General features: G+C 31.8%; 16 protein-coding genes. 9 read left to right on the top strand and 7 right to left on the bottom strand.

Annotation, left to right across the window (positions count from 1 at the left end):
- The first annotated feature begins 95 nt into the window (after positions 1-95).
- Positions 96-1,334, top strand: coding sequence for a mechanosensitive ion channel family protein (locus Z053_RS0103355; RefSeq protein ID WP_035094896.1), 1,239 nt, complete (start codon positions 96-98; stop codon positions 1,332-1,334).
- 18 nt (positions 1,335-1,352) lie between these two features.
- Positions 1,353-1,625, top strand: a complete 273-nt coding sequence (locus tag Z053_RS0103350) for a DUF3817 domain-containing protein (protein ID WP_025663620.1) — start codon at positions 1,353-1,355, stop codon at positions 1,623-1,625.
- Here Z053_RS0103350 and Z053_RS0103345 read toward each other — a convergent pair.
- Together Z053_RS0103345 and Z053_RS0103340 are read right to left on the bottom strand one after the other, a co-directional pair.
- Complete coding sequence (locus Z053_RS0103345; RefSeq protein WP_025663619.1) at positions 1,622-2,197, bottom strand: hypothetical protein; 576 nt, start codon at positions 2,195-2,197, stop codon at positions 1,622-1,624. The two genes, Z053_RS0103350 and Z053_RS0103345, sit on opposite strands and share 4 nt — an antisense overlap.
- Positions 2,198-2,291: 94 nt before the next feature.
- Positions 2,292-4,337, bottom strand: a complete 2,046-nt coding sequence (locus Z053_RS0103340) for an HD family phosphohydrolase (protein ID WP_025663618.1) — start codon at positions 4,335-4,337, stop codon at positions 2,292-2,294.
- A gap of 290 nt (positions 4,338-4,627) precedes the next feature.
- Between Z053_RS0103340 and Z053_RS0103335 the strand changes: the two genes are divergently transcribed.
- From Z053_RS0103335 to Z053_RS0103310, 7 genes are all read left to right on the top strand, one after another.
- A complete protein-coding gene (locus Z053_RS0103335; protein WP_025663617.1) occupies positions 4,628-5,806 on the top strand; it encodes an acetyl-CoA C-acyltransferase in 1,179 nt (392 codons plus the stop codon).
- A 121-nt stretch (positions 5,807-5,927) separates the two neighbouring features.
- Complete coding sequence (locus Z053_RS0103330) at positions 5,928-6,677, top strand: C40 family peptidase (protein WP_025663616.1); 750 nt, start codon at positions 5,928-5,930, stop codon at positions 6,675-6,677.
- 155 nt (positions 6,678-6,832) lie between these two features.
- Positions 6,833-7,360, top strand: coding sequence for a GNAT family N-acetyltransferase (locus Z053_RS0103325; RefSeq protein WP_025663615.1), 528 nt, complete (start codon positions 6,833-6,835; stop codon positions 7,358-7,360).
- Between the two features lie 71 nt (positions 7,361-7,431).
- Complete coding sequence (locus Z053_RS0103320; protein WP_025663614.1) at positions 7,432-8,013, top strand: TetR/AcrR family transcriptional regulator; 582 nt, start codon at positions 7,432-7,434, stop codon at positions 8,011-8,013.
- Positions 8,014-8,078: 65 nt separating this feature from the next.
- Positions 8,079-8,828, top strand: a complete 750-nt coding sequence (locus Z053_RS0103315; RefSeq protein ID WP_025663613.1) for an SDR family NAD(P)-dependent oxidoreductase — start codon at positions 8,079-8,081, stop codon at positions 8,826-8,828.
- Between the two features lie 247 nt (positions 8,829-9,075).
- Positions 9,076-9,387, top strand: coding sequence for a hypothetical protein (locus tag Z053_RS27825; RefSeq protein ID WP_035094892.1), 312 nt, complete (start codon positions 9,076-9,078; stop codon positions 9,385-9,387).
- An 86-nt stretch (positions 9,388-9,473) separates the two neighbouring features.
- Positions 9,474-10,226: an SDR family NAD(P)-dependent oxidoreductase gene (locus tag Z053_RS0103310; protein ID WP_025663612.1), complete on the top strand. Its 753-nt coding sequence runs from the start codon at positions 9,474-9,476 to the stop codon at positions 10,224-10,226.
- 152 nt (positions 10,227-10,378) lie between these two features.
- Here Z053_RS0103310 and Z053_RS0103305 read toward each other — a convergent pair whose 3' ends face one another.
- The 5 genes from Z053_RS0103305 to Z053_RS0103285 all read right to left on the bottom strand — a co-directional run bounded on the left by Z053_RS0103305 (position 10,379) and on the right by Z053_RS0103285 (position 13,111).
- Entirely contained in the window at positions 10,379-10,834 is a 456-nt protein-coding gene (locus tag Z053_RS0103305) for a hypothetical protein (protein ID WP_025663611.1), read from the bottom strand.
- A gap of 6 nt (positions 10,835-10,840) precedes the next feature.
- The gene (locus tag Z053_RS0103300) at positions 10,841-11,518 is read right to left on the bottom strand and encodes a DUF2461 domain-containing protein (RefSeq protein WP_025663610.1); all 678 of its coding nucleotides are present in this window, start codon (positions 11,516-11,518) and stop codon (positions 10,841-10,843) included.
- Between the two features lie 154 nt (positions 11,519-11,672).
- The gene (locus Z053_RS0103295) at positions 11,673-12,092 is read right to left on the bottom strand and encodes a CBS domain-containing protein (protein ID WP_025663609.1); all 420 of its coding nucleotides are present in this window, start codon (positions 12,090-12,092) and stop codon (positions 11,673-11,675) included.
- A 154-nt stretch (positions 12,093-12,246) separates the two neighbouring features.
- Positions 12,247-12,480 (bottom strand): cytochrome C oxidase subunit IV family protein, encoded by a 234-nt coding sequence (locus Z053_RS0103290; protein ID WP_035094890.1) that lies wholly within the window; start codon positions 12,478-12,480, stop codon positions 12,247-12,249.
- 55 nt (positions 12,481-12,535) lie between these two features.
- Positions 12,536-13,111, bottom strand: a complete 576-nt coding sequence (locus Z053_RS0103285; protein WP_025663607.1) for a cytochrome c oxidase subunit 3 — start codon at positions 13,109-13,111, stop codon at positions 12,536-12,538.
- Between the last annotated feature and the right edge of the window lie 38 nt (positions 13,112-13,149).

Raw genomic sequence — 13,149 nt, 5'->3', positions numbered from 1 at the left:
GCTCTATATCTTTTAAAAAAGTTAAATCTTTCACTTTATGTATTGTATCAAAAGCTAGAATCCTATTTTTGCATGAATTTTAGTAATAGATATTCATGAAAGATTTAACTCGTTACTTTTACAACCTTTTAGTTTCAAAAGGTATTTCAGAACATACAGCAGAATACTTAAACCTTCTTATTGGGATATGTATCCTGGTAGTTGTTCTTTTTGTATTAGATTTTGTAATGAAAAAAGTTATTGTAACGATCTTTAAAAGCTATGCTTCAAAATCTAAAAATACCTTCGATGATCATTTGGTAAAAAATAAAACCTTTGATTACCTGGCACATATAGTACCATTATCGCTAACCATATGGATTGTTCCCATGCTGTTTATTGCTTTTCCTACAGCAGAAAAATATCTGGAAACCCTATTCAATATTATGGTTATTGTTTTAACGATATGGATTTTAAGAAGTATCCTTAGAACGTTTAGAGATTTTTTAAAATCTTTAGACTCCTTTAAAGATAAACCTATTGACAGTTATGTACAGGTGTTTATGATATTTGTATGGTTTATAGGGGCTATTCTGGTATTCTCATCAATGACGGGCAAATCAATATGGACATTTTTAACAGCACTTGGAGCTATGTCTGCCGTTATCCTTCTAATTTTTAAAGATACTATCCTGGGGTTTGTTGCAAGTATACAAGTAGCAGTAAATGATACCGTGAGAATTGGGGATTGGATCACTATGCAAAAATATGGAGCAGATGGAGATGTGATCGAGATTAACCTATCTTCGGTAAAAGTTCAGAATTTTGATAAAACGATCACGACAATCCCAACGTATTATCTTACATCGCAATCATTTAAAAACTGGCGAGGTATGATGAATTCTGGTGGAAGAAGAATTAAAAGAGCATTGTTAATCAAAACATCGAGTATTTCATTTTTATCTGAAGATGATCTCAATAAATTAAAAAAAATTGAACTTATTGAAGGGTATCTTACTACAACTCAACAAAAAATAGACTCTTACAATCATGAATCTAAGATTGATAAAAGCGTGTTGATGAACGGAAGAAACCTGACCAACATGGGCGTTTTTAGAATGTATGTAGAGTTATACCTAGAAAACCACCCGTTTATCAATAAGGAAATGACAATTATGAGTCGTCAATTACCACCTTCTGCACAAGGAACACCTTTAGAAATATATGCCTTTAGTAATAACAAAGTTTGGAAAAACTATGAACAGATAATGGCAGACATTTTTGATCATTTACTATCTGCAATACCCTATTTTAATCTAGAGGTATTCGAACTAAATTATACTCCTGAAAAATAACGTAACACCAATAATTTTATGATTTCAAGCTTTAGAATAATCAGCTATCTTGAGGGTATTTCATACCTACTTATTCTCTTTGTAACCATGCCTTTAAAATATATTTTCGAATCTCCAGAGCCTAATAAAATAATAGGAATGGCTCACGGGTTTCTTTTTCTAATTTATATTGTATTTGCATTTCTTGTGAAACCAGAAAAACAATGGAACAACAAAACACTTATGATTGTCTTAGTTTGCTCTATTATCCCTTTCGGAACTTTTTGGATGGATCGAAAGTATTTACGCTAAAAGTTTATTGTGCCATTAAAATCACCATGGTAAATACTATGCAAATTAATAACACTATGGAATTTCCCATTACTCCTTGGTTGTAAAGATAAACTTCCATCTCGTAAAGGAATCTCCTTTCCATTGAGGAGTATTGCTAAAATAGTATTATTATGTTGCACACAATTACAATCAGGCTTATTATAATGATAATTATAATCATTAGAATGAGCGGTAACAATAATTATCTCAAGTACCTCGCCTGTATCTAAGTTATATATTATACGTTCTCCCTCATTTTCGGAAGGTAATAAAGAAGCATTAGTCACTTGATATACATATCTTCCGCTTGGACCATTTTGATTATTTATTGCTCCAAAACTATGGTTACATGGATTACAAGTTGACACAATTACAGGAGGTTTACGTCTTTGCCTTGGCATAGGGCGTTTTGATCTTCCTTTTACAATCACAACTTCTGGGATAGGATGATTTATATTTACAGATACTTTTCCTACAATCCTAATTTGAGCAGAAACCGGAAACATTACTATTAATATTAAAAATACGAAAGGAATATAATATTTTTTCATGCTGATAGAAATTGTCTTTATTATTTCTCAAACAATTTTATCAAACGTTATGCCATAAATGAAAACAATTAAATTCTAACTATTTACTCAACCATTACTCTGGATACTCTATCCTAAGGTGGTAAATATTAGTTAGTTTACGTTTAAAGACTTTTTTAATCTGTTGGATTTCTTTAAAAGTAATATTGGCGTTCAGAAACTGATCATCTTCCATTTGTTTACTAACAATTTTTTCTACAAAAGAATCGATCAAACTACTTGTAGGATTTTTAAGGCTTTTTGAAGCAGCTTCTACACTATCACTCATCATTAAAATAGCAGTTTCTTTAGAAAATGGTTTCGGACCGGGATACCTAAAATCCTCAATATTCACATTTTCATTAGTTTCTTTTTCTTTACTATAAAAATAATAAACGGTACTAGTACCGTGGTGAGTTCTAATGAAATCGATAACACGATCAGGTAAGTTATTTTTTTTAGCAATCTCTATGCCTCGTATCACATGGTTAATGATAATTTTTGCACTCTCTTTCGGGGATAACACATCATGTGCATTACCCGAGGCAGATTGATTTTCGGTAAAATATGTAGGGTTTGCCATCTTACCAATATCATGATATAATGCTCCTACTCTTACCAACATAGCATTAGCTCCTATTTCATTAGCGGCAGCCTCTGCAATATTAGCCACATTAAGTGAATGGTGAAATGTTCCTGGAGCTTTATTAGACAATTCTTTAAGTAAAACCGAATTTGTATCACTAAGTTCTAATAATGAAACATCAGAAATTAATCCAAAAACCTTTTCATAAGCATAGATTAAAGGATGCACTATAAGAGTTGCAAATCCACTTATCACAAACAACCCAACCGTTACCCAGTCGATATTACTTATACTTCCTTCATGAATAATATGAAATGCAATATATGCCAGGATATAAATTAGTGTGATCTGGCCCACAGAAATAAACAAATTAGCTCTCTTAAAAGATTCTGAAATTGTTAATATCGTTACAATTCCTGCAATAATCTGCAAAAAGGTATACTCATAACTATTAGGAACAACAAACCCCAGTATAAGTACTGTAATAACATGAGTAAACAACCCCAATCTCGAATCAAAAAATGCTTTAAGAACCAGAGGAAGAATACACAAAGGAACAACATAGATATATTCTGATCGATATTTAACCACCAAAGTGGTTATCAATACCAGAAAAAGAACATTGAAAAAAATAAAAGTTACCTGAGTATTGTTTTCATATATATCTGTTCTATATTTTTTAATAAACAATAGTAGCATCATAAGTGCTAATGAAACCAATAAGCAATATCCTAATACAATCCAGTAGAAGTTTTTATCACTCCATACCTGGGATTCATATTCTGCTTTTAACGAATTTAATATTTGTAATTTATCTCCTTCTACTACCTCTCCTTTGGCTATAATTCTGCTCCCCCTGGACACTCCTCCTCTTGTAGTAAGAACTTTCTCTAGTTCAATTTCTAAAGTGCTCTCTGTTAGCCTTTTGTTTAATCTTACATTTGGCTTTATCAAATCATAAAACAGTGCGACGTAATCGCTTTTAAACTTTGTATATTCACTTTTATCAATACGAGAATTAATAGTTTTAGTTAGGGCATCAGAGGTTAGAATTTGGCCATATGTTATTGCTTCTGCAGTATTTCCTTTATTTAAAAAAATTTGTCTATCACTGCCATAAGAGTATTTTTCTTGCAGCACTCCATGTCTATATATATCATTTAACAATATTCTACCAAAAAGCTTTGCTTGGTCTCTACTGCTACTTTGATCAAGTACTTTTAAATAATTAGAAAATGTAGTATCATAAGATTCTTTAGCAGAATTAGCAATTATAGTATCATACTCAAAATAGGGAATTACATTATCATTAATTCGTTTTTTCTCTTCCTCTATTTCTGCTTCAGTTTTTGCAATAGCAAAATCAAAAGGAGCGTATAAATTCTCATATTGCCAAGGTTTACCTTTTGTAAATTCATATTTAAATATCCCCCCTTTAGGAAATAAATATACAATGAGTGCTGTAGTGCATATAAAAAGAAAAATCCTATATATAGAGGATTGTCTTTTATATAATTTGTTCAAAAAACTTTTCATGATCCTATTTTTTTTTAATCAATCCCAATTCACTGATTAAAAATTCAATATTACTTGTAATGTCTTTTCAGCATTGTTTCTCTATCAAACATTTTAGTTCATAATTCATAAAATCCAATAACTAAAACTTTATTTATGTACCCTACAAGTAGTATTATATAAATTACTCAAAAGTAATAAAAAATAAGTCAGCACCTCATTATAACTCTTGTTAGTAACTTCACTATGCATATCCTTTAAAAATCACTAAATTCGCAAAAAACAATACACACATTTTTAAAACATAAATAATGAGTAAAGAAGTAGTAATCGTATCTGCAGCACGTACACCAATAGGAAGTTTTATGGGAAGCTTATCTACTGTTCCGGCTACCCAATTGGGAGCTACTGCAATCAAAGGTGCATTAGATAAAATAAATCTGGATCCTTCACTAGTTCAAGAGGTATATATGGGTAATGCAGTTCAGGCTGGAAATGGACAAGCTCCTGCCAGGCAAGCTGCATTAGGAGCAGGTATCAACGACACTGTTCCTTGTACAACCGTAAATAAAGTATGCTCGAGTGGTATGAAAGCTGTTATGCATGCTGCACAAACTATTGCTTTGGGTGATGCAGATATTGTAGTTGCTGGAGGGATGGAAAATATGAGTTTAATACCTCATTATGTGCGATTAAGAGCAGGGCATAAATTTGGACCTCAGACTATGGATGATGGTATGCAAAAAGATGGATTAGTAGATGCTTATGATCATAATGCAATGGGAGTTTGTGCAGATCTTTGTGCTACAGAACATAATTTTAGCAGAGAAGATCAGGATGCTTTTGCTATTCAATCTTATGAACGTTCTGCAAAAGCTTGGGCAGATGGTAAATTCAATAATGAAGTAGTACCTGTAGCAGTACCACAACGTCGTGGAGAGCCTATTATGATTACAGAAGACGAAGAGTATAAAAACGTAAAAATGGAAAAAATACCTGCTTTACGTCCTGCTTTTTCTAAAGAAGGAACAGTTACTGCTGCAAATGCTTCTACAATTAATGATGGTGCAGGGGCTGTTGTTGTTATGAGTGCCGAAAAAGCTCAAGAACTTGGATTAGAGCCTCTTGTAAGAATAAAAAGTTATGCAGATGCTGCACAAGAGCCGAAATGGTTTACTACTGCGCCAGCAAAAGCATTACCAAAAGCAATAGAAAAAGCAGGAATCTCTCTTGATGATGTAGATTTCTTTGAATTTAATGAAGCTTTCTCTGTTGTTGGGCTAGCAAATCAAAAAATTCTGGGACTTAATGACACCAATACCAATGTAAATGGGGGTGCTGTTTCTTTAGGACATCCACTAGGATGTTCAGGTGTACGAATATTAATTACCTTAATCAACGTATTAGAACAAAACGACGCCAAAATCGGTGCTGCAGCTATCTGTAATGGTGGTGGTGGTGCATCGGCTATGGTAATCGAAAGAGTATAGTTGTACATTAGAAAACCGAAGTTAAGGGCCGAAAGCTATTCCCCTTAACTTCGATTTTCTGAATTTCAATCTAATCATATAATAATCTGACGTTTATTCGTCTTTTTCCTATAAAAAATTCATGCAATACGGTATTTGTAATTTAAGTATTGTCCCGTTACGTTTTGAACCTCAAGACCCTAGTGAAATGGTTTCCCAAATATTATACGGTGAACATTTTAAAGTGTTAGAAAAACGTAAAAAATGGAGTAAAATTCGATTGGCTTTTGATCGTTATGAAGGCTGGATTGATAACAAACAATATATAGAAATCACCGAAGAAGAATATACTAATTTCGATAAAAAACCGCTTTGCATGGTGGGAGATATGGTCGAATTTGTAAGCTGTGATGAGAACCAACTAATGCTTATTCCTCTTGGATCTTCTCTGAAAGCATTAGACTTTTTTAAACATCACTATGAAGGGGCTCGAATTACAGAAAAACAACCTAAAGATAATATCATAAATACCGCTTTTCTATTTCTTAATGCGCCGTACCTATGGGGTGGAAAAACAAATTTTGGTATTGATTGTAGTGGCTTTTCTCAAATGGTATATAAACTTAATGGGTATAAATTATTACGAGACGCATCTCAACAAGCAACTCAAGGAGATCCGTTAAGTTTTATAGAAGAAAGTGAACCTGGAGATCTTGCATTTTTTGATAATGAAGAAGGGGCAATTACCCATGTAGGTATTATAATGAAGGACAACTATATCATTCATGCGCATGGTAAAGTACGTGTAGATCGTATCGATCATACTGGGATTTATAATGCCGAGAAACGTACACACACACATAAATTAAGAGTAATCAAACGAATTATCTAGTTAAGATACATTCGCTTTGATCTTTTATACTTATTAATTAATTGCTGCAATCATAATCTTTATTTTCTAAGTTCCCAGAACTTGATAGCTGTAAATGTAGTGATGATCTTATCTAGGTTTTTAAAAAATTAGTATCCAATTAATTCAGTATCAAAATGGAATTACCAGAAGTTCTAATCAAACCAGTGCAACCAGAAGATAACCGTAAGTTATTGGATATCGGACGTCAGACATTTTATGATGCCTTTGGTCCTCCTCATAATACAGAAGAAAATATCAATGGGTACCTTAATGAAAAATTCACCTTGGATAACATTACACAAGAACTTCAAAATCCAAACTCTAAGTTTTACTTTGCGACAATAAATAATGATATAGCTGGGTATATTAAAATAAATTTTAGTAATGCTCAAACAGAACCCGTAGAAGGTAACACTCTAGAAATAGAACGAATATATGTCGTAAAGGAGCATCAGGGCAAAAAAATTGGGCAATTGCTATTTCAAAAAATCTTACAAATAGCAAAAGAAAAATCTATAGAGTTTATCTGGTTAGGTGTCTGGGAGAAAAATCCCGGGGCTATCAAGTTTTATAAAAGAAATGGTTTTAAAATCTTTGATACTCACCGATTTATGTTAGGAACAGATCTTCAAACAGATATGATGATGAAACTCATTTTATAAACTTTATGATTTTTATAACAATACACATTGCTAATTTTAATTATTTTTGAAACGATCATTTCACTATAAGTATGCCAAAAGTAGAAACATTTAATAGAAACACAGTTTTGCAAAAAGCTACCGAAGTATTTCATAAAAAGGGATATAATGGTACTTCTATGCAAGATTTGGTAGATGCTACTGATTTAAATCGATCTAGTATTTACAACTCTTTTGGAAGTAAATTAAATATGTTTCTCGAAGTTCTTTCGCATTATCAATCTATATACGGAAACAGTTTTAGCCAAAAGTTAGCACAATCTTATAATGCAACCGAAGCCATTGAAGCTATTTTTGATTTATATATTCACGAAATTATTAATGATAATGATCGTAAAGGTTGTTTGGTTATTAATTGTAAATCAGAAATGACAAACCAGGAGCCTTTGATTAAATCCTTTATGGAAAAAAATCAAGATAGAATGATTGCAATGCTCGAAGATATTGTGACCAAAGGGCAAATGGAAAAGATATTTAACCAAAATCAGACAGCTGGCCAATATGCATTATACCTCTTTTCGTCTATACAAGGACTTAGAATGACAGGAATACTAAATAAAAATGAAAATGATTTAAGGAATCTCACTCGTACTGTACTCAAAGTACTATACTAATTTTTTTTAACCTATTTTGAAACGATTGTTTCAAATAAACTATTTATAAATACAAAAATAATACAATGAAAAAGTTACAAAACAAAGTTGCAGTTATTACAGGGGCCAATAGCGGAATAGGATTGGCAACAGCAAAGCTATATTTACAGGAAGGAGCCAAAGTGGTACTTTCGGGAAGGCGTCAAGAAGCACTAGACGAAGCTGCAGAAGCACTTGAAGGCGATTTTATTACCGTAAAAGCAGATGTAGCAAAAGCAGAAGATAACAAAAGATTAATTGAGGAAGCAACCACTAAATATGGAAAAATTGATGTGTTATTTCTAAATGCCGGAATTGCACCAGTAGCTCCTACACACGAAATAACAGAAGAGCATTACGATACTTTATTTAATACCAATGTAAAAGGGCCAATATTAGCTACCAAAGAAGCATTACCTCATATCAATGACGGTGGGGCTATATTATTTACAAACTCTATTGTTTCTCAAAAAGGGTTTGATGGATTAGGTGTTTATTCTGCGACCAAAGGAGCATTACGAGCCTATCAACGTGTTTTAACCTCTGAGGTGAAATCTAGAGGTATTCGTGTTAATTCTATTGCGCCGGGACCTATCGAAACACCTCTTTACGGTAAAATGGGATTACCAGAAGATGTTGTAGAAGAAATGGGTAAAGGTTTTGCTCAACAAGTACCATTAGGCCGTTTCGGAACTTCTGAAGAAGTTGCAAAATCAGCTTTATTTCTAGCCTCAGAAGATGCATCTTTTATTAATGGTGTGGATTTAGAAATTGATGGTGGGCTAAGTCAAATATAAAATACTTCTTCGTGAAAAAAAGGCTGATTTCTATCAAAATCAGCCTTTTTAAATATGTCTCAATTCTTTTATCGTTCTTTTTAGTATCAAAACTCTATAAAACTCAAAATATTAGGTTTTGCATAACACATTGATTATTTGTATATTATCATCCGAAAATTAATGATACGTATAAAAAAAACCTACTTTTTTTGCGTAATTTCCAGACAAATCCCATCTGGTATATACTTCTTAAAACCACTATACTATGGGAGAAAAAAATGATACTCGCAAATGGTTCTGTCAAACAGAATTATATAGAAATTTCTTCAAAAAAATAATACCTGTTACTACAAATAGACATAGCTATACTTATCATAAAGCAATAACGCTTCAAAATAACAAGTCAACCTCAGATATATTCTTTTCGGGATATCGTTTATTCTTCAATTCTAAAAATTTCTTAACACATACACATAATTCTAATGGTATACATCATGTATATTACTACAATGATGATTTCTACCGTATATTCGATAAAAATAATTCTAGTTCTACTTCCCCAGTAGAAACCCTATAAGGGAGTTATCGGATTGTCATATGTATCGTTTAGCATATTCGAAATAATTGCCTCAAGTAAAATTTATTAACAAAAAATCAATTAAGATGAAAAAACTGCACAACAAAGTAGCTGTTATTACAGGAGCAAACAGCGGAATCGGATTAGCAACGGCCAAGCTGTATTTACAAGAAGGTGCCAAAGTGGTACTCTCAGGAAGACGCCAGGAAGCATTGGATGAAGTTTCAGAAACACTTGTAGGGGATTTTATAACCGTTACAGCAGATGTAGCCAAACCAGAAGATAATAAAAGATTGATTAAAGAAGCTATAAATAAATATGGTAAAATTGATATTCTATTCCTTAATGCTGGCGTTGTTTTACGTCCCACTCCAACTCATGAAATCACAGAAGCACATTATGAAGAGATTTTTAATATTAATGTAAAAGGACCAATATTAGCCGTTAAAGAAGCATTACCACATATTAATGATGAAGGAACAATCCTTTTTAATAACTCTGTAGTAACACATCGAGCTTTTGACGGTCTAGCGATATATTCTGCCACCAAGGGTGCATTACGTGCTTACCAAAGGGTTTTAACATCAGAAGTAAAGTCCAGAAGTATTCGCGTTAATTCTATTTCTCCAGGGCCTATTACAACTCCTATTTTTAGTAAAATGGGGCTACCAAAAGATGTTTCAGAAGAAATGGGAAAAGGTTTTGCCAGTCAAGTACCTTTAGGTCGTTTTGGGACTCCAGAAGAAATAGCTAAATCTGCTTTATTTCTGGCATCTGATGATGCATCTTATATTAATGGTATAGAATTAGAAGTTGATGGAGGAATGACTCAGGTTTAATTTCCTTATCTATTCTATCACGACATAAACTACATTAAATCAAGATCGAAGAGTTTGTTGTTTACTGATCAATATATCTGTGAGGTTTTATTAATAAATCATTTTAAGTTTAAAAACCTCACAGAATTTTCCAATGTTAATAATATAATTTTTTAAAACGTCAAGCTCAGACAATCCTGATCAGATAATTGTTTCCATTGTTTACATAGCTCATTAAAACTGGATTTGATTTTTTTAACATCGGATAATTTCATTTTTGGAGGTTGAATTGACATCGTATTTGTTTCCCAAATAACCAAAGAAATAAATTCTTCTATCGTACTAGAACCCGAACCTAATGCTTGAAGATTTCTTGCTAAGACCTCGGCAAGCCAAGATTCTTTTCCTAAGGTTTTAATAATTTCTTTATTAGAAAGGTCTTCTATAGTCATCCCTGATTTTATCATTCCATAAAACCCTTGTTTTAAACCAAAATAAGATTCTACAACAAAATGTGCCATATCATGATTAGGAAGATCAGGGCCTAAACCAGTACTGGTTATACTGCCATCTTCTCTAATACAAGACAATACATTTCTTCTATTATCTTTTATGATTCGTATTTCCATTATTCTCTAATCAATTAAAGAAACACCATTAAGGTCCGTAGTAAGCACATCACTCATGTAATCAAAAAATGGTCTTAGCAATTCATAATGGTATACTACTTTATCTAGAAAATCAGGTGCAAAAACCTCATCATCTGTAAAGTTATGAGCGACAAAAAATGATTTGTTTTTGATCAAATCAATATTAGGGTGATCTTTACTAAATCCTTTTGGAGCTGTTTTTACCTGGTTTGAAGAGTCAAAACCATTAAATGCTTTCTTGAAATCTGCATTTGATAATATTTCACGAATCTCTTGGTCATCCATTTCGAATTCTTTCCTAACTCGTAATAAATCTGCTGGTTCTGGGCTAAAAAAACCTCCTGCCATAAGTGAATTACCTGGTTCTAATCGCAAATAATACCCTCCTCTCCTATGTGCTCCTGCCCTACTAAAACTTGCGCTGCGATGCACATTATACGGTGTTTTATTTTTACTAAAACGAACATCTCGATTAATTCTAAATACTTTAGTTTTTTCGATCTCGTCTTTCTCATTTAATCGTTCTGCAACAGATGCATAAAACGCTTTGAGTATTTTTTCATTACTTTGATACTGTTTCTTATTTTCTGTCATCCAATCTCGATGATTGTTTTCTTTTAGATCTTTTAAAAATTCAAATATTGTTTTTGGTATGGTACTCATATAATATACTTTGATCTTAAAAATACTAAAATCTGTTTTCTCTATAGAAGTTTAACTAAATTTTATGGAATACAGTAGATCAAACTTTACTTTATTTCAACAAAAAAGAGAAGCACATTGCTTCCCTTTTTTGCATTTTCTAAAAACTGGGTTATTAGAATTGATCTAATAAATAATTTATCAAATCTGTTGTGGTTACTATACCTACCAGTTTATCATTATCTACTACGGGTAATGCATGAAATTCTTTTTTTGACAATATTTCTGCAACTTCTTTGATTGTTGTACTAGAACTTACACTTATCAGATTTTTTGCCATTACCTGTTCTATAGTAAACATTTCGTAAACTACCGTGTCAACATCTTGCTCATCTATTTCTACGGCATCGGCAAAACTTATACGTAGTAAATCTGTATAACTTAACATACCAATAATGGCATCGCCACTAACTACAGGAATATGACGAATATTATTTTCTTTAAATAGCTTTTCCGCTGTTTCTAAACCATTAGTGTGATTTAAGGTAATTACATCGGAAGTCATAATTTTGGAAACAGGTGTTCTTTTTTTCATTCTATTAGGTTTAAATTCTATACTAAAGATAGGATCAAACTCATAAAAAAATTATGATAAATATCAGTTCATGTATTCAAAATTTGTGTCGATATTTCAATACATTATTCCTATCAATTGCAGATCGATTCACAGTTATAAAATGATAACATCATCAAATCATTAAAACAATGATAACCAATGCTATTGCATAACCTATTATAATAGATTGCCAAAAAGTATGTGCTTTTTTTAAGTCCATAAAATAAAACGATACGCCAATAAATTTTAATGCAGATAATAGTAAAATGATAAAAGAAATATTTTTATTTATTGCACCTGATATTATTCCCGAAATAACGGTTAGCAATATTAAAAACACATAGGTAATAGTTATACTTTTTTTCATGGGATATCTTTTAAAATTAGTGTACATCACTTAAAACAGACATGTCTCTTTTTTATCAAAAAAATAAATAAATGATAGGAAAAATAAATAACCATATCAAATCACACATATGCCAAAATGAAGCACTTGCTTCAACATCTTCTATATTTGTTTTCTCTTTTCTTAGTCCGAAGTAAACAGAGCCTAATATCACCAAACCAACAATAACATGTATGACATGAAATAAAGTGAGTAACCAATAAAATGTAAAAAACAAATTATGATTAATATCAAGGCCTAGATTTATTTTCTCGTTATATTCAAAGGTCTTTATTAGTAAAAATAGTATTCCAAACAGCATGGTTACTAATAACAGTATTTTAGATTTTTGTGGGATATTAATTTTTAGATAATGAACCGAAATTGCCATACAAAAACCGCTGGTAAGCAAAAGAATAGTATTAAGAATTCCATAAACCGGATTTAACAGCATCCTTGATTGATGAAAAAGATCAGGTTCTTGTTTGCCACAATATACCATTGCTATTATAGCCATTCCAAAAGTTATTAATTCTAAAGAAATTATGATCCACATAAGAATTCCTCCTGGCGGGTAGTATATATTGCTATAGTTAATAGTTGTTTGTTTCATTTATCTTCTTTAATCCTTCACTACTTGTATAGAGTTCT

Origin of the sequence: Aquimarina megaterium XH134, from assembly GCF_000520975.1 — a bacterium.
GTDB lineage: Bacteria > Bacteroidota > Bacteroidia > Flavobacteriales > Flavobacteriaceae > Aquimarina > Aquimarina megaterium.
The sequence above is the reverse complement of the archived record's forward strand: the minus strand, read 5'-3'. Positions and strand labels throughout refer to the sequence as shown.